Annotated in this window: 11 protein-coding genes; 8 read left to right on the forward strand and 3 right to left on the reverse strand. The window is 39.7% G+C overall.

Annotated features, from left to right (window positions below; genetic code table 11):
* Positions 1–2 precede the first annotated feature (2 nt).
* A complete protein-coding gene (locus LEP1GSC185_RS03545) occupies positions 3–941 on the forward strand; it encodes a CPBP family intramembrane glutamic endopeptidase (protein ID WP_008594338.1) in 939 nt (312 codons plus the stop codon).
* Positions 942–981: 40 nt separating this feature from the next.
* On the opposite strand, the gene LEP1GSC185_RS03550 is transcribed toward LEP1GSC185_RS03545, so the two are convergent.
* Entirely contained in the window at positions 982–2,286 is a 1,305-nt protein-coding gene (locus LEP1GSC185_RS03550) for a hypothetical protein (protein ID WP_008594540.1), read from the reverse strand.
* Between the two features lie 245 nt (positions 2,287–2,531).
* Between LEP1GSC185_RS03550 and LEP1GSC185_RS03555 the strand changes: the two genes are divergently transcribed.
* The 6 genes from LEP1GSC185_RS03555 (at position 2,532) to ilvC (ending at position 14,678) form a co-directional block, all read left to right on the forward strand.
* The gene (locus tag LEP1GSC185_RS03555) at positions 2,532–3,983 is read left to right on the forward strand and encodes an NAD-dependent succinate-semialdehyde dehydrogenase (protein WP_029607874.1); all 1,452 of its coding nucleotides are present in this window, start codon (positions 2,532–2,534) and stop codon (positions 3,981–3,983) included.
* 126 nt (positions 3,984–4,109) lie between these two features.
* Positions 4,110–7,253, forward strand: coding sequence for a SpoIIE family protein phosphatase (locus LEP1GSC185_RS03560; protein ID WP_008595486.1), 3,144 nt, complete (start codon positions 4,110–4,112; stop codon positions 7,251–7,253).
* A 166-nt stretch (positions 7,254–7,419) separates the two neighbouring features.
* Positions 7,420–8,988, forward strand: coding sequence for a methyl-accepting chemotaxis protein (locus LEP1GSC185_RS03565; RefSeq protein WP_008594406.1), 1,569 nt, complete (start codon positions 7,420–7,422; stop codon positions 8,986–8,988).
* A 173-nt stretch (positions 8,989–9,161) separates the two neighbouring features.
* Positions 9,162–10,730 carry a methyl-accepting chemotaxis protein gene (locus LEP1GSC185_RS03570; RefSeq protein ID WP_008593846.1) on the forward strand — a complete coding sequence of 523 codons (1,569 nt, stop codon included), beginning with the start codon at positions 9,162–9,164 and terminating at the stop codon, positions 10,728–10,730.
* Positions 10,731–10,812: 82 nt separating this feature from the next.
* A complete protein-coding gene (locus LEP1GSC185_RS03575) occupies positions 10,813–13,584 on the forward strand; it encodes a SpoIIE family protein phosphatase (RefSeq protein ID WP_008595262.1) in 2,772 nt (923 codons plus the stop codon).
* 92 nt (positions 13,585–13,676) lie between these two features.
* Complete coding sequence (gene ilvC / locus LEP1GSC185_RS03580; protein WP_008594834.1) at positions 13,677–14,678, forward strand: ketol-acid reductoisomerase; 1,002 nt, start codon at positions 13,677–13,679, stop codon at positions 14,676–14,678.
* A 73-nt stretch (positions 14,679–14,751) separates the two neighbouring features.
* On the opposite strand, the gene LEP1GSC185_RS03585 is transcribed toward ilvC, so the two are convergent.
* Positions 14,752–15,123 (reverse strand): DoxX family protein, encoded by a 372-nt coding sequence (locus LEP1GSC185_RS03585; protein ID WP_024863892.1) that lies wholly within the window; start codon positions 15,121–15,123, stop codon positions 14,752–14,754.
* Positions 15,124–15,429: 306 nt separating this feature from the next.
* Between LEP1GSC185_RS03585 and LEP1GSC185_RS03590 the strand changes: the two genes are divergently transcribed.
* Positions 15,430–17,052 carry a caspase family protein gene (locus LEP1GSC185_RS03590; RefSeq protein WP_008595521.1) on the forward strand — a complete coding sequence of 541 codons (1,623 nt, stop codon included), beginning with the start codon at positions 15,430–15,432 and terminating at the stop codon, positions 17,050–17,052.
* A 72-nt stretch (positions 17,053–17,124) separates the two neighbouring features.
* Here the strand turns inward: LEP1GSC185_RS03590 and LEP1GSC185_RS03595 are convergent, their stop codons facing one another.
* Positions 17,125–17,331 (reverse strand): hypothetical protein, encoded by a 207-nt coding sequence (locus LEP1GSC185_RS03595; RefSeq protein WP_008594093.1) that lies wholly within the window; start codon positions 17,329–17,331, stop codon positions 17,125–17,127.
* Positions 17,332–17,487: the final 156 nt, after the last annotated feature.

Here is a 17,487-nt window from a genome sequence, read left to right on the forward strand (position 1 = left end):
TTTTGGGCTTATTAAAAGAAAGTTTAAAGGATTTTTTTCAAAACAAAAGGGATTGGATCTCTTTCGGGGGAGTGTTCATTCTATTCTTGATTTTTTGGTCTTATAATTATTCTTTTCGGTTTGCTCCACTTTTTACCCAGGCTTTAAAGGATAACCAGATAGGTTTAAGTCTCTTTTACTTTTTATTTTTTGCCGCAGGCGCACTTGTTATTTATCCTATCGTTCTCGCATTTTACGGAAAACTAAACGAATTCAAACCTTCAATTCCTCTGATATTGGGTTTTGTGGTAGTTCTTGCAATCGTATGTTCCGCAAGGATAAGAGACTCGGAATTATTCAACTGGGCGACTTCGTCTTCTGTTGAGATTGCAATGCTTACGGTAAATTATGTGGGGACAATTCTCGCGTATTCCGCACTACCTCTTGCTTGGATCGTTCTGCGCAAAAATTCTCCGGATAGATTTTTGGGTTTAGCTAAATCGCCCAAGTTCCTAGAGGTATTATTCCTACTCGGATTGATGCTTCCGATAATCGCGATTGCATCCTTCTCTCTTTCTTTTCTTTCTGTATATCCTAGATTCGCGGGAAGAATGTCCGATGGTTATTTGATATATCCTCCGGTTTTATGGATCGTTCTATTCGAAATTTCTTATGCAGCTGATTTTGCGGTTTTGGAAACTTTTTTTAGGGGATTTATGGTTTTTCCTCTCGCTTCCAGAACGGGAAGTAAGCCTGCAGTTTTAGCAATGGCATTTATGTACGGTCTATTGCATTTTACGAAACCTCAATTTGAAGCATTAGGTTCCTTTTTCGGCGGTTTTATTTTAGGAATGATCTCGTACAGGACCAAATCGGTATATGCAGGAATTTTGATACATATAGGTGTAGCTTTGGCAATGGAACTTGCCGCTACTTTACAGTTTTTATATTTTATGGAATAAGGATCTCCTCCGGTCCGATTTAACCGGAGGATTAGGAATTTCAGATACGGATAGTATATCCGATATTATAGAAGAAGATCACGTGAACTATATGTTGCTGTTGATAATGGTCTACCAAAGCTCTTTTTACGGCAGGATCATCCGATAAGGAAGAAATATAGTTAATGATAAGTTCATTCTTATATCCGTAAGCTTTTGCCGGATCGATAGTCAGCCCATCGTTAGCATTGCTGTCGGGATATGCCCCAATATTTGGTGTATAAGTTGCGTTATCTACCAAAGCCGGCGTGGCTCTATACATCATGTTGGCCGCAAAGAAAAACTTTCCATAATCGAATTGTAGTCTTGGACTAATATCACTGATCCCTTTTTTCCGATCCGTGTTATCGTTTACCTCCGCATAACCTACAACCAAACTAGGAGTGATCCTAAAAGTTTCCCCTTTAAAAAATTCATGAGAAACGGTGAGACGATAGTTATGAGTTCCTTGGAAAGTTCCGCCATAGTCATTTAACATTTTGTTGTTGATGGAGAATTGCGGGTTTAGCCATTCCCAAAAAGGAGCTTTCCATCCGATCACCCAGTAACCTCTCATCACATAAGTCGGATCGTTTTGGTTAATGAATAAAAATCCGGCGGAGAATGTGCCCAGTCTAGTTTCATGATCGTACATCGCTCTAGTGAACAGATAATCATAAAGACCGTTTTTTTCTTTTCTGGTTTTCACTTCATTCGGATCGAATTGCAAGGTTCCTGTGGCAAACGACTTATCTAATAGATAAGTTTGATCAGGACCTCCCGGCGTGGATTGTAATCTAAGATCCGTGTCGGTGTTACTTCTGTCCAATAGAGGGTTCATCATTGTAAGCCCAAGTTTAAATTGTTTAGGCAAACCTAATATTTCCACGCTAGTAGTTAAGAAGTAGGCTTCGTAAAAATCTTTGTAAGGCGTTCCGTTCCTTCTCGCCTGTCTTTCTCCGAATAGATCGGAACCTTGGAAGGCTCCGTCATTTGAGAAAGATTGAGAAAGCAGAATAGAATGTTCCGGAAGTGAGTCCTTGGGAGAAGGAGGTTTGGCCGCTCCCGTTGGAACACTCTCGTCGGAAACAAATTCAGGAACAGCATCAGGAGTATCTTCTGTGATTTGTTTTATTTTATCCTTGCGGATTCTATATATGACTCCGTCCGGATCGACCACTTCAATCTCGGTTTCCGTTTCTTTTTGAACGGAAACTTTTTTGAAAATACGACCCGCATTCATTTGGATCGTTACCGCTAAAATTGATTCGAGAGGGAAAGTGAGGACCAGTAGGAGGATTGAGGAAATACCTAAAATTCTTCCCATACAACCATTTTTAAAAATGGGGAAGTTTCTTCAATACACATACACTGTAATTACTTATTTACCGATCCAATTACTGATGTATAACAATCTTTATTTTTAGAAATGGTGTGAACTTTTTCTTCCTCCGAGAGTCCACGATGATTTGATCCTTAAACCATTTAGGCTTTTAGACCTTTACAAAATTCGGTTTTCAGCATTGTTACAAAGATGTATTCTTGGAGAAAGATATCCTTTCAGGCAAAAATATGATTCAACTCAATCGACCTTCTTTATTCAAAAATTCTAATTTTTATTCGGGAGAATGGAGGACATTTTCCAAGACCATCCCGGTCTTTGATCCAGCGACTGGCGAGAAAATAGGAGAAGTACCCGATCTTCCCAGAGAAGAAGTAAGAAAGGCTTTGGAGTTTGCGGAAAAGTCCCAAAAAGAATGGGCCAAGATGATCCCTAAAGAAAGAGCCAAGTTTCTTCGGAACTGGGCAGACCTAATGATCCAAAATAAAGATGATCTGGCAAAAATTATGACCTGGGAACAGGGAAAACCTTTGGCGGAATCCAAAGGTGAGATTGATTATGCAGCTTCTTATTTGGAATGGTTTGCAGAGGAAGCAAAACGTGCGTACGGAGATTTGATCCCTACACATAAAAAGGAACTACGATTGATGGCTTGGAAGGAGCCGATAGGAGTTACCGGTATTTTAACTCCTTGGAATTTTCCTTCTTCGATGATCACTCGAAAGATAGGACCTGCATTAGCCGCGGGATGCGTAGTGATCTCTAAACCTTCTGAACTTACTCCTTATTCGGCAATCGCGTTAGCTGTTCTTGCAGAAGAGGCAGGAATCCCTTCCGGAGTCTTCCAAGTAGTTACCGGTCAACCGGAACCTATAGCGAACGAATTTTTAGAAAACAAAATTGTTCGTAAGATCAGTTTTACAGGTTCCACAAGAGTAGGAAAGATCCTTTTAGAAAGATCGGCAAATCAAGTTAAAAGAATTTCTTTAGAGTTAGGAGGCAACGCTCCCTTTATAGTGTTCGCGGATGCAAATATAAAAGAAGCGATACGTGGAGCAATCGCATCAAAATTTCGTAATGCCGGACAAACTTGCGTGTGCACGAACAGATTTTTGGTAGAGGATAAAATTGCCGAAGAATTCACTCACGGTTTAGTGGAAGAAGTTTCCAAATTTAAAGTTGGGAACGGCTTCGAAGAAGGAGTCAATATTGGTCCTCTGATCCATTCCGCTGCGGTCAAAAAAGTGGACTTACATTTAAAAGACGCCATCGAGAAAGGAGGGAAACTTCTGATAGGAGGTAAGCATCATTCTCTGGGAGGAAACTTCTACGAACCGAGCGTTCTCTCGGGAATTTCCGAAAGATCATTATGTTTCCAAGAAGAGACCTTCGGTCCACTTGCACCTATCAAAAGTTTCAAAACGGAGGAAGAAGCGTTACAAATTGCGAACGCAAGCGACGTGGGTTTAGCATCTTACGTATATACGAACGATCCGGCTAGGATTTGGAGAATTTCCGAGGCATTAGAAGCGGGAATGGTTTCAGTAAACGAGGGGATTTTATCCACGGAACAGGTACCTTTTGGCGGAGTAAAAGAGTCCGGCTTGGGCAGAGAAGGCTCCAAATACGGAATGGAAGAGTATCAGGAAATAAAATATATCTGTTGGGGCGGGCAAGGTTGAAAGCAGAAACTTCGAATTCTCGCCGTTAGTTTTGTAAAAAAATTTTCGTCTCCTGAGTTCGGACTTCTTTTCGCATTTTCCTTGACGAAGCGGTCCTTCGGATCAATTTCTTAGGCTGCCCTTTTTATGGACCCTTTTTATTTTAATTTTTACTTCTTCGGATCCTTACTCGCTTCCTTATTTTCTTTGTATGTATCCTTTTTCTTTCTAACCATCAAGGATAGAAGTAAGGCCGCCTTTCACCTCGGCCTTTCGAGTTTATCCACGACCATCTTTCACTTTGGATATTTAGTTGCTTTCTGTTCTCCTGACGAATGGACGATATTCCACAGATGGATCGTGATCCCATTCCCGATGGTGGGATATACTCAGCTTTTCATTTTCTTTTTCTATTTCCCTACTCCTAAAAGAGAAAAGTTAGGGCTGACTTTGTATGCGATCTTGTATGCAGGCGTTATAACATTAGCGATCTTTTATATTATTCTTTCTTTAAAGTCTACTAGAAGTTTCGTTATGGGAAGCCACTATTGGGACTTCGAAACTCATTTATTCTATAAAATTTTCTCTCTTATAGTCTTTCTATATAACTTCATTTTTTTGATCGCGGCCATTTGGAGAGCGATCGTAGAAAAGGGTGGAGAGAGAAGATCAGTAATCTATATCACTCTGGCATACCTGACCATTACGCTTTTACCGGGTATTACAAATGCTTTAAGTAGAGAAGGTACTGTATCTCGTGCGGTTTATCAACAGACGGCGGATATTCTCCTTGTAGCCGGACTATTCTTAATACTTATCGTTTATGTAAACGCAACGAAGGAAAGAACCACTATATTAAGCAGGATTGTGGGTGTGAGTATGGCCACCTTCCTTCTTGCATTCCAGTTGGTGGGGTTTGCAATACTAAACGGTTATGATTCTTCCTTTGACCTGATCAAAAAGGAAGAAGCTAAACTGGTGGTTTTACAAGGAGAAACTCCGACCGGATTCGCATATCTAACTTCTTTCGATCCTAACGAAAATCGTTTTCAAACGGAAAGAGGCTTTAAGGATCCAAGATTCGATTCTGAAGATAGGTTAGAGATTAAATTCTTTTATATTTTTAAAAATCTTACGAGTTTAGGAAGTCTTTCCGCCAAGGATAGATGGGAAAGGTCCAAGGCATTTTTAGAAAATTCCCCCAAAGAATTTTATGCATACCAAGAAGGATTGAAGCAATTTTTCGGATCTAAGGGAGACAATTCCGTTTCAGATGAAGATGTCCGCGAGTTTTTCAGATATTTGAACAAAAAATTGAAAGTAGTTCGGAGCAAATATTCTCATTTGCCTTCTAAATCGGACGCTCCCGCGATCTATAAACTCCTAAAATCGGAAGAAATAGGCCTTTCTGCAGTTTTAGAAAAAGTGAAAGTAAAGGCGGAAGCAGATCTAAAGGCGAATATATCCGAGTCGGATTTGGATAAAACTGTCCTTCTTCCTTTAACTCCGATCCGAGAAGTGGGGGAAAGGATCTATAGAGGAACGAAATATTATAAAGTAGGAGATGAGAAACCGCAATACTATGTTTCGTATTTGGTCGTACATCCTACAAATGGAAACGTTTACGAAGTAGGTTTCACTTACAAATCCTTCCGAACGTTCATACATGAACCTGCATTGATCTTAGTCGTATGTTTGCTCGCAATTATGTTAGTGATCAGTGTTGGATTCAGATTCTTTTTCCAAAATGCACTTATTAAACCTATGGACGAAGTAGTCGTAGGCTTAACGGAAGTAAATTCAGGCAATTTGGATTATAGACTCGAGCCAAGAGTAGAAGATGAGATCGGATTTATTGCCAGATCTTTTAATAGAATGGCAAGGTCCATCCAAGCCGCTCGAAAAAGATTGGAACAGTACGCTAACGAACTGGAAGAAAAAGTAAAAGAACGGACTAAAGAATTAGAACAAACCTTAGGAGAAGTACAAGAACTCAAGCAACAACAGGATGGGGATTATTTCTTAACTTCTCTTTTGATCAAACCTTTAGGAGCGAACAAAGCAGTTCATGAAAACGTAAAGGTGGATTTCTTATTAGAACAAAAGAAAAAATTCACTTTCAGAAGATATCATGATGAGATAGGTGGGGACTTAAATATCTCCAATCATATCGAATTAAAGGAAAGATCATACACAGTATTCTTGAACGCTGATGCAATGGGAAAATCCATGCAGGGTGCCGGTGGAGCGCTAGTTTTAGGATCTGTTTTCGAATCGATCATAGAGAGGACCAGACTTGTCGATAATATGAAAAACCAGTCTCCTGAACGCTGGTTGAAGAATGCATTTACGGAACTACATAAAGTTTTCGAAAGCTTTGACGGTTCTATGTTGGTTTCATCGGTAATGGGGCTCGTAGACGACGAAGTAGGTATTTTATATTTTATTAATGCAGAACATCCTTGGACAGTCCTCTATAGAGATGGAATTGCAAGCTTTATAGAAGACGAACTCATGTTCCGAAAACTAGGAACTACCGGAATGGAGGGTCGTATCTATATCAAAACTTTCCAATTGGAACCTGGAGATGTGATTATCGCAGGTTCCGACGGTCGGGACGATATTTTGATCGGGACAGATGCAGATGGGGGGAGGATCATTAATGACGACGAAAAACTCTTCCTTAGGATAGTGGAAGAAGGTAAAGGGGACCTAAGCGGAATTTATAACTGTATTACCGGAAAGGGTCCTTTAACAGACGACCTTTCTCTTATCAGACTATCTTTTAAAGAGGCTGATTCAGATCAGAAACTTCACGATGAACAAAAACAAAAGATAAGAGAATTATTGAATAGAGCAAAGGAAACTTCTCAAAACAAGGACATAGCAGAAGCTATTACCTATTTGGAAGAAGCGGAGAACCTAGACAGCCGTATTCCTGAAGTGAAGAAAAATTTCGTAAAATTGTTCTTAAAACTCAAAGATTATTCCAAAGCAGCACATTACGCGGAAGACTATTTGAATATCAAACCTGTGGATAAGGAAATTTTATATGTAGCTTCTTTTGCAGCGAGAAAGGCAGGGCAATTAAAAAAAGCTTTGGACTTTGGCGAGAGATTGAGGCTTAGAGAACCGGATCATTTTAAAAATTTAATGAATTTGGCCCAAGTATACATTGCTCTCAAAAATTACGAAAGAGCAATGTATATGGTCCAATCAGCTTTGCATTTAGAACCTGAAAACGAGGCAGTACTTAGGATTAGGGATGTGCTTAGGAAAAATTGGCGTTAACACGTTGCCATTTTGACTAATATCAATTTTTAAAAGTTAGTCCTTAGGGTATTAAAATAGAATGTGAGTTTTTGCTCACTTTGCAAAAAATAAGATCGATTCTATGTGCCTTCGGTCTGAATCTAGAGTATTCTTTAGATTAAATTAAAGATTATTGGGGGCGCCAATGACTGACGAACGAACCACCGAAAAAATTGCGGCGTTAGGCCCTTTGACTATCAACCGGATCCGCATCGGGTTAGTTTTTTTGATTTTGGCTTCTTTGGGTGCTTCTTGGGAACAAAGCTCCTTTGAGCAAAATATGGCTTATCTTGGCGGAACGATCTCTTTGGGAATCGTTTCTTTGGTGAATTTATTTTATTCTTATCGGACCGGACGTATCCCGAAATCAACAGGGATGATTTCTGTCCTTCTGGATGTGTTAATACTTTCTGGGGTTATGTTTTTTGCGGCTTCTACTGAAAAAAACATGTCTTCAGGTATTATTAGACAAATCATCTTATATGCAATTAATGTAATATTTATCGTATATTCAGGACTACTCTTAACGCCAAAATTCGTAGTTGTTACTGGGTTCGTTTCGGCGATTTTTCAAGGCGTAGTTGTATTAAATTGTTATCTTCACGGAGTGGTATTCTCCGAGGAGCCGTTAGAAGTACTTTCCCCTGGATTCGCTTCCATCTCCGAACAAATCCTAAAATTAATTTTTCTGATAGTGATCGCTTTTATAGTTAAAAGTGTGATCAATATATTCGGACTGCTGCGCGATGCGGAGGAGGAAAAATTAAACACGATTATAATATCCGGCAATGAACTGAAAAAAAGTAAAGAGAGGATGGATTCTGCCGCGATTTCCTTAAGGGAAAAATCCAGATCTTTAAGGAACTTCTCCGACGAATTTTTCGATGTGATCAATAATCACGCCGCTTCTTTTGATGAAATCGGAAGTACTTTAAGCGAATTTTTATCTCAAATCGAAAGTGCTACCTCTAGCGTTAAAGATCAGTTTGGTAGAATAGAAATGCTTGTAAAAGAAAGTCAAAACTTAAGATCTTTGATCGATAAAATTTCAGGTTATTCTTCCGAGTTAAACGGCCGTATTCATTCGGTTTTAAATACAGGCAAAGAAGTGACCGAATTTGTTTCAGGCCTTTCTGAATCGTTGGAATCTCTTGGAGAATCTTTTCGTTCTGTAGGAGAGGTTACTGTTATAATGGCCGATGTAGCGGATCGTACCAATCTACTTTCTTTAAACGCTTCTATAGAAGCAGCAAGGGCCGGAGTCGCCGGTAGAGGTTTTGCAGTAGTTGCTACCGAAGTTTCTAAACTTGCGGAGAGTAGTGGACAAAATGCCGCTAGGATCTCTAAAATTATCGGCGAATCCAATGATTATGTGGATAAAGGTAGAAATACCGCTTCGGTAACATCTGAGAAGGTTAGAAATCAAGAAGATCAATTTGCCGCATTTTTAAGTAGATTTAATGAATTGAATGGGCTTTTAGAGGATCAGATCAAGATAAACGATCAATTTTTGGCTAGCTTATCGGAATTACGAAAACTTTCCGCAGGAATAGAAACTTCTTCAAACGAGCAAAATACCGGGGCTTCTATGATTATGGGAGCGATATCGGAATTGCAGGTCTCGATGGATTCTTTGCTCAGAAAGAGCGAATTTTTATCGGACACAATACGCTCGTTAGAAGAGGAAGCTGAGCTTCTTGGAAAGGAGAATTGATTTATATCAGTTAAAAGCTCGGATATATTAGGGACTTATTAATAAAGGCAAACGTTAACTTGCTTTTGCAATAAATTTTCCACGAATAAAATCCGAAAAAGGATCGATTTATTCGCCCTTTTATCGTCTTGGATATTAATAAATAAAAATATTCCTAAGGCGGGTTTTTTAAAATGGCAACGCGTTCCGAAACGGAAAAAATTCTCGCTCAAGGTCCGATTACGATCAATCGAATCAGATTCGGGCTGACATTACTCTACTTTGCCTCCATAGCTATGGGGTACAAGAGAAGTACTCTATTCCAAAACTCACTTTATATTATTGGGACTTCCGTAATGGTGATGTATGTCACCTACTCTTTCCTCAAAAATCGATTTGGAAGCGGAGTATCTCCCTTTTTAGGAAAAGTTTTTATAATAACCGACGTTGTCGTTCTTTGTTTGGTCATGATCGGTGCTACAATGGAAGACCCGAAGCTTGCTTCCAATATTATAAAACAAATCGTACTCTATACAATTAACGTTATATATATCGTGTATGCCGGTCTTTTACTTTCACCTCGATTCGTATACTTGGTGGGACTTTTAACGATATTTTGCCAGAGTTTAGTGACCGTGAACGCGGCTCATACGGGAGTAATTTTTACGGAAGATAGTATAACCTCCATTACTCCAGGCTATGCGGCGATGTCGGAACAGATCACCAAGATGCTATTTTTGTTGACCACCGCCTTCATCGTAGTTGCGGTAATTAAGATCTTTTTGCAGTTAAAGAATATAGAGGAAGAAAAATCCCAAGCCATCGAGAAATCCAAAGAAGATCTGGAACACGGAAGGATCAGGATGACCGAGTCCGCAGTTTCTTTAAGAGAAAATTCCAAAAAGTTAAAAGAATTCTCCGATGATTTTTCGGAAGTAATAAGTAATCATGCTGCTTCTTTTGAAGAGATCAGTTCTACCATGGAAGAGTTTTTGGCCCAAACGGAACAATCTGCGGAAACGGTTAAAGACCAATTTACAAAGATCGAAGGCTTGTTGGGAGAGAGTAGAAATCTCAATACTTTGATCGATCGTATCTCCGGACATTCCAACGACTTGAATCGAAATATGGACATAGTTTTGGAAGCCGGAAAAGCCGTGAGTCAATTCGTAGACGGTCTCAGAACTTCTTTGGAATCTTTGGGGAGCTCTTTCCGTTCCGTGGGAGAAGTAAACCAAATCATGTCGGACGTAGCGGATAGAACCAATCTACTTTCTTTGAACGCATCTATCGAAGCAGCAAGAGCAGGAGCCGCTGGAAGGGGATTCGCTGTAGTTGCAACTGAAGTTTCCAAACTTGCGGAAAGTAGTTCGGAAAACGCGGATCGTATTTCTAAAATTATAAACGAAAGTACAAAGTATGTCCAAAATGGACAAAAGTCCGCTCATACTGCGAATGAAAAAGTGAAGGAGCAAGATACTTTGTTCACAAACTTTTTAGATAGTTTTAAACAACTGAATCAATTATTGGGCGAACAAAAAATAGTGAACGACCGTTTTTTGAACAGTCTTTCAGTTTTGAGAAATTTATCCTCCGATATTGAATCGGCTTCCAAAGAACAGACAATTGGAGCTAATGCAATCATGACGTCTGTATCTTCTTTACAAAGTTCTATGGATTCTTTGTTAAGAAAGAGTGAAATGTTAGCGGAAACCATCAAAATTTTGGAAACCGAAGCCCAAACATTGGCTGCGAAAGGTTAGTCGTCTTTCTGATAAAATTTCCGAACTAGTTTGTATAGAAAAATCTTGAATTCTAAACACTAGGGATTAGAAAAGTCGCTCCATGATTTATTTTAACTCATGGGCGATCTCTACGCTCATCTGTTCCATTTTTACTTTCATCATTTTCGCTTTTTTAGCTGCGCTAAAGAAGAAAGCGAACTATACAAGCGCGTTCTCTCTCCTTTTCTTCTTCGTTTTTCTGATCAATTTCGGATTCTTTCTATCTGCGATCTTTCCTTATCCGACCGCTTCATATCATAGACTTGTTACCGGTCCGGCAGCGGTATTCGGTACCATTTTTCTTTGTATTTTTGCATATTTATATCCCAGAAACGATCGTTCAAAAGAAACGAAGTATGTGATCGGAATTTTGCTCGGGATTTCTTTAATTACGATCTCCTATTCCTACTTTCAGATTTTTACGAATAAACCTTTATTCGATTTTAAGGGACAAATATATAATTATCAACAAAAGGTGGGCAATCTTCTCGCAGCTTCCCTACTTGCATTCCTTTTAGTAATGATCTTTATCCAGGTCAGAAAAATTATCCGAGCGGATAAAGAAGAAAGAAAAGCGTTAGTACAGATGTCTATAGGAATGGACATCACATATACGGTTCCGGTGGTTTCCAATTTGTTGCTCCGTGAAGGTGTGATAACCTTTAATACATTCCAACAATTGTACGTAGGTTTTATGATCTTAGGGTATTTTACTCTAACTATATTATTTATTAATAATACTGTAGATAAGACCTCTTTTATGACCAAGATCATAGGAATTACCGTGGCAACCTGTTTGGTCTTTGCTCAGGCATTTTCTACAGTAGTAAATCTGAAGAATGAGTCTTTGTTTGATGAGATCAGCATTAAGGAAGCGACTACATTTTTGAATACAGGCAAATCGGAAGGCTCTTCCATTGCATATGCTGTTTCTTTGGGAGATTCTTCTAATAAACCCAAGGTCCTGATCAAATCTGCGGGTATAGAACCGAATCTAAATCTGGCTCAAAGGGAAATTTTAGAAAATAAAAAATCAGGGAATTTTCTGAAAAGGATACCGACTACCAATCTTCCTAAAACGATTTCGGACGACTATGTACCTTCCCCTAACGATCTGTTTTATTCTTATTATCTCAGAGACGAAGTAGGAGAGAGAACTCTTCTTGTAGCTTTTCCCTATTTACATTACAGAAAATTTTTGGATGAAACGAATAGCTGGTTAGTGCTCTTAACTCTTTCTCTTGTCTTCGTGATCTTAGTTTTATTTCCATTCTTCTTCAATCGAAGTCTAGTTCGTCCTTTGAATACTTTGATCCGAGGAGTGGGAGAAGTAAATTTAGGGAATCTAACGATACGCATTCCGGTACTTGTACAAGATGAGATCGGTTATCTTTCCGAATCATTCAACAAAATGGTGGGAAGTATTCTAGAAGGAAGAACCAAATTAGAAGAGTATGCGGATACCCTGGAAGAAAAGGTGGATGCCCGCACAAAAGAAGTTACCGAAAAAATGGAAGAGATCCAGTCACTCAAGGTACAGCAGGATGGAGATTATTTTTTAACTTCTCTTTTAAGCAAACCCTTGATGACGAATTGGAATCGTTCTTCTTCGGTTACGACTAACTTCTACATCGAACAAAAGAAAAAATTCGTTTTTAAGAATAAAGAATCTGAGATTGGCGGAGACATTTGTATCAGCGGTAACCTTCTATTCGGTCCCGAAAAAGAAAGATGGTCCGTATTTCTGAATGGAGATGCTATGGGAAAATCCATGCAGGGTGCGGGTGGCGCTATCGTACTTGGAACGGCTATGAACAATATCATGGCCAGATCCGCTAGCCAAGGAAAAGTTCTAAATATTTCTCCTGAAGATTGGGTGAGAGAAGCTTATAGAGAATTAGATGATATTTTCCGGACTTTCGACGGTGTTATGATGGCGTCTGCCATTTTAGGTCTAATCAATGAAAAGACCGGAAAGATGTATTATTTTAACGCGGAACATCCTTGGGCAGTACTTCTGCGGGACGGCAAGGCTTCTTTTTTAGAAACAGAATTAACTTTGCGTAAACTAGGTTCTCCTTCCGAAATGAGCTTTAGAATTTTGGAATTCGATTTGATGCCGGGTGATATTCTTTATGTTGGTTCGGATGGAAGAGATGATATCAATTTAACCGAAGATGGCGTGAATTGGATCATGAACTCGGATGAGAACATGTTTCTCAAAACGGTCGAGGAATCTAAAGGAGATCTGGACAATTTAGTGGATCGTATTCATAGTTTAGGTGCATTATCCGACGACCTTTCGTTAATACGGATCGGATTTCATGAAAAACTTTCTCAGAATATTACCGAAGCAAAAACTGGGATCCCTGAATCCGTTCTAAGAAAATATACGGAAGCAAAGGCTTTATTACAACAAAGAGAGATCGGCACTGCAGTAGTATTATTGGAAGAAGCGCTAGATTCTGTCCCTTCTTTCAAAGCTGCCGCAAGATTATTGGGGCAAGTGTACTATGATCGAAAGGAATACGATTCTTCTTCTCGTTGGTTTGAAAAATATTTAGAATTCGATTCCAATTCGCCCAATGTCTGGTTCTTACTTTCAGTATGTTATAAACATTTAAAAGAATATGCAAAGTCTAGTTATGCAGCGGAGAAGGTCCGTTTGTCCCAACCTCATCGTCTCGCGAACCTGATCAACCTTACGGATAATTATAGATTATTAGGTCGCTTTAACGAGGCGCGTTCGATCTTAGAAGCGGCAGAGTCCATAGATGGAGAGAGCCCTGGAGTCCGAAAGCTGGACGAACTCTTGAAATCGAAGGGCTACTAAAACAAATTTAGATTGTGGAATCGGCCATTTCACAATGTTTTGTAAAAAAGACGCCTTTTTAGAACTCCAAAGGTGGAACTCGAGGTGCCACAATGGCTAATTTATATTATGATAAAGATACGGACCTTTCCGTATTAAAAGGAAAGACCATCGCCGTAATCGGATACGGAAGCCAAGGTCATGCACAAGCTCAGAACATGAAGGATTCTGGGCTGAAAGTTATCATCGGTCTGAAAGAAGGATCCAAATCCAAAAAAGAAGCTGAAGAAGCCGGTTTCGAAGTATTCTCCGTTTCCGAAGCAGCTAAAAAAGCGGACATTATCCAAATCCTAGCTCCGGACGAGATCCAAGCAGATATCTATAAGGCAGATATCGAGCCTAACTTAAAAGACGGAGATGCATTAGTTTTCTCTCATGGATTCAATATTCATTTCGAATTTATCCAACCTCCTAAAACTGTAGACGTTTACATGGTAGCTCCAAAAGGACCGGGACACTTGGTTCGTAGAGTATATGTAGAAGGCGGTGGAGTTCCTTGTTTGATCGCTGTAAACCAAGATGCAACCGGAATAGCAAAACAAAGAGCGCTTGCACACGCAGCTGGAGTAGGCGGAGGAAGAGCTGGGATCTTAGAAACTTCTTTTAGAGAAGAAACAGAAACAGATCTTTTCGGAGAGCAAGTAGTTCTTTGCGGCGGTCTTTCCAACTTGATCATGGCAGGATTTGAGACTCTTACCGAGGCTGGATACGATCCTGAGATCGCTTACTTCGAGTGTTTACACGAAGTTAAATTGATTACCGACCTTATCTACGAAGGTGGATTAGCTCGTATGCGTTATTCCATTTCCGGAACTGCAGAATACGGAGACTATGTTTCCGGACCTCGTATCATCGATGCAGGAGTTAAAGCTCGCATGAAAGACGTTCTTGCGGATATCCAAAAGGCAAACGGTTCCAAGTTCGCAAAAGCTTGGATCGCAGAAACCAAAGCGGGTTACCCTGAGTTCAATAAGATGAGAGAGAAAAACGCAGGACATCCTATCGAAGAAGTAGGTAAAAAATTACGCAGCATGATGAAATGGCTAAGTAAATAATAAAAGCCTAATATTTAGATTTAAAAGGCCGGAACTTTCCGGCCTTTTTTTATTTGTATGGGATCTTTACGTTTTAATTAAGCGCGGTTTTTTTAGTAAACATCCATGCCCATGAAAGGAATAATATTTGGAATGGTAGGCGAATCAACGTGAAAATAAACTTGGGATCTTCCGACTCATACGCGTTTAAACTCATTTGTATGTTTGCAGGGAAAACCGCGATCAATAGTAAGATAATTCCCCAGGCGGCAAACACTCTTGTAGATAATGGAAGTAACGCGAGAGCGAGTAAAATTTCACAAACTCCCGCAAGTATATTCACTTCATAATGATAAGGTATATAAGGAGGCATCATTCCGTAATAAAATTCCGGGATAATAAAATGCGCCGAACCCGCTAAGAGATAAAACAAAACCATTAAATAAAAAAGGATCTTCCGTACCATATTGCCTCGGGTATTAGACAAAAATAAGAGGTGGATTTTATATATTTTGATCTGAATCTCTTAGAATATACCTCGCAGGAGGATGGAATTTCAGATTGTTTCAAATTGGTACGGATTTTGGGTGCGACATGTTGGAAATTTCTTGCCTAAGCCCCTAAAATCCCTCTAAGTTTGGAAAAAAAATCGGAAAATCCTAGGTCTTAAGTCCGGCACTTGCTCTTAGAAGGTATCTATCTATAGGGCAAAAAAATAATGACAAAGCCTAGCTTTTTGCTATTTTGAGACACCCAAGCCAGGAGGCTCTGATTGAAATCCTTAATTTCCATAATCGGAATTTCCCTCTTTTTGTTTTCTAATGATGTATTCGCGCAGAAAAGGTTCGGCCTTATCTTCGGATCCAACTATAAAGGAAACAAAGCCGGAATTCCGGAATTAAATCTTTGCGAGGCCGATGCCAAATATCTACATGATGAGATCAAACGTGTAGGAAAATTCGATGAGATCAAAATTGTTTTGGGTCAAGATGTTACCAAAAACAATATCCAGAAAGAAATTAAGGCTCTTGCTTCCAAAGCAAAAGCGGATGATACGGTATTTCTTTATTTTTCCGGCCACGGCGCTTTTCAAAGAGATGAAAAAGCTAAGAACGGAATGAGAAACCTGATCATCTGTTATGATAGGCCTCACCTTTCAGACGATGAGTTAAACGATTATTTAGAAGGGATCAAATCCCCTAAGACGGTTTTCGTTTTTGACTGCTGTTTCTCCGGGGGAATCGCTAAAAAAGGAAAGGCAACCAGAGGTTCCGCTAACGTTCCGATTCCGGAAGGTAGCGATGGAACAGTCAAACAAGACTCTCAGGACTTTTTCTTCCAAGACAAGGCAATCATTTCAAGTGCGGACGATAACCAAACCGCGATCGAAGTTGGAGGGACGATCAATCACGGGATCTTTACCTATAATTTCGGAAAGGCTCTTTCTAACGGAGACCTAAATCAGGACAATGTGATCACCGCTCTCGAGGCGTTCTTCGCATCTAAAGACGAAACAGTCAATATGGCTAAAAAGTACGATCACGAACAAGTGCCTCAGATTTCGGGTAACGCTTCGGGAATCTTCTTAGCTGGAGAAAAAAAACCGGAGCCTCCAAAACCTGTGGAGCCTGTTAAACCTCCTGTAAATCCTACTCCTGTTCCGGATGTTCAACCTCCTAAACCTGAGCCTGAAACTCCAGTAGTCACTAACGAAGAACCTCCGGTTGTTCCTACAAATTTGAAAGGTGATTTGGTGATTAAGACCACAATCATCCAAGACAGGGCTTACGCTGTGTCCGATCTTCCGCCTGAGATCCGTTTGACTTCCGGTAAGAAGAGGGTAGGAAATCGTTCTATCAGAGTGCTTATAGACGATAAGGAAGTGGACAAGACAATCACTACCGAATCTTCCAATTATTGGGGAGCAGTAAAAAGAATGGGGAAACTCATTCCAGGTGCGACTTATACTTTAACCGTCAAAGGGGTACCTGCCGGAGTTCATAAGGTAACCATCCAAGCGGACGATTACCCTGAAATCCAAAAGACCCAGGCAGTTTTACCTAATAAGAAAAACGATCTGGAAGTTGTGGCTTCAATGACCGGTTACGGGGCGATCCGAGGAAAAGTATTCTACAAAACTTTGGACAACCCGGTGCTCAACCAGCCGATCTTTATGCCTACGATTACGAGTGTAAGTGGTATCCAAAAATTGAATACTGATCAAAACGGTAACTTCTGGTTTACAAACTTAAAACCAGGAGAGTATGAGATCAAGGCTACCTTTGCGGAAGATCTGAATTTAAATAATGCTGATATTAAGGTGAGAGAGGGCGAAGTAACTGAAGTGGATATTATCCTGAACGTAAAACTTCCTTCTACCAAAACTAAATATTAAGAAATTAGAATATTTGGTTTTCAGGAGAGCCTCTCGATAGATCGAGGGGCTTTTTTGTTCCTGGTTTGGGTTTTAATCTTTTTGGAAACTATTCCATTGTTTGGAATTGATCCTTCTTTTACGGATTTCGATTAAGATTTTCATTTGTTTTCTATCCAGCAAATTCCCCGCTTTTAAACCAAATTCCGGTAAAGCGGTATCATTTGTTAGATTTGCAAAGGTTTTTCCGATTTTTGCAAAGGAACTCCGTAGATCCGGATCCATTTCGGGATATATCATAAATCGCCTCCGTGCGACCCCATTCGGGAAAAAGGGAGAAAGTTCCGGGTTTTCCATCCTTGGAAAGGAAGCTTTCTCCCAAACTGTACTTCGGGACTTTGCGAAAATACTTGAGATATTTTTTTTCTTGTACGAAAAGAAAGTACGGAGTAAATT

The organism is Leptospira licerasiae serovar Varillal str. VAR 010 (assembly GCF_000244755.1).
Taxonomy (GTDB): domain Bacteria; phylum Spirochaetota; class Leptospiria; order Leptospirales; family Leptospiraceae; genus Leptospira_B; species Leptospira_B licerasiae.

Excerpts from the sequence above, each read along its gene's own strand:
- LEP1GSC185_RS03550 (WP_008594540.1), bottom strand. The coding sequence starts at position 2,286 with ATGGGAAGAATTTTAGGTATTTCCTCAATCCTCCTACTGGTCCTCACT.
- LEP1GSC185_RS03555 (WP_029607874.1), top strand. The coding sequence starts at position 2,532 with ATGATTCAACTCAATCGACCTTCTTTATTCAAAAATTCTAATTTTTAT.
- LEP1GSC185_RS03560 (WP_008595486.1), top strand. The coding sequence starts at position 4,110 with ATGGACCCTTTTTATTTTAATTTTTACTTCTTCGGATCCTTACTCGCT.
- LEP1GSC185_RS03565 (WP_008594406.1), top strand. The coding sequence starts at position 7,420 with ATGACTGACGAACGAACCACCGAAAAAATTGCGGCGTTAGGCCCTTTG.
- LEP1GSC185_RS03570 (WP_008593846.1), top strand. The coding sequence starts at position 9,162 with ATGGCAACGCGTTCCGAAACGGAAAAAATTCTCGCTCAAGGTCCGATT.
- LEP1GSC185_RS03575 (WP_008595262.1), top strand. The coding sequence starts at position 10,813 with ATGATTTATTTTAACTCATGGGCGATCTCTACGCTCATCTGTTCCATT.
- ilvC (WP_008594834.1), top strand. The coding sequence starts at position 13,677 with ATGGCTAATTTATATTATGATAAAGATACGGACCTTTCCGTATTAAAA.
- LEP1GSC185_RS03585 (WP_024863892.1), bottom strand. The coding sequence starts at position 15,123 with ATGGTACGGAAGATCCTTTTTTATTTAATGGTTTTGTTTTATCTCTTA.
- LEP1GSC185_RS03595 (WP_008594093.1), bottom strand. The coding sequence starts at position 17,331 with ATGATATATCCCGAAATGGATCCGGATCTACGGAGTTCCTTTGCAAAA.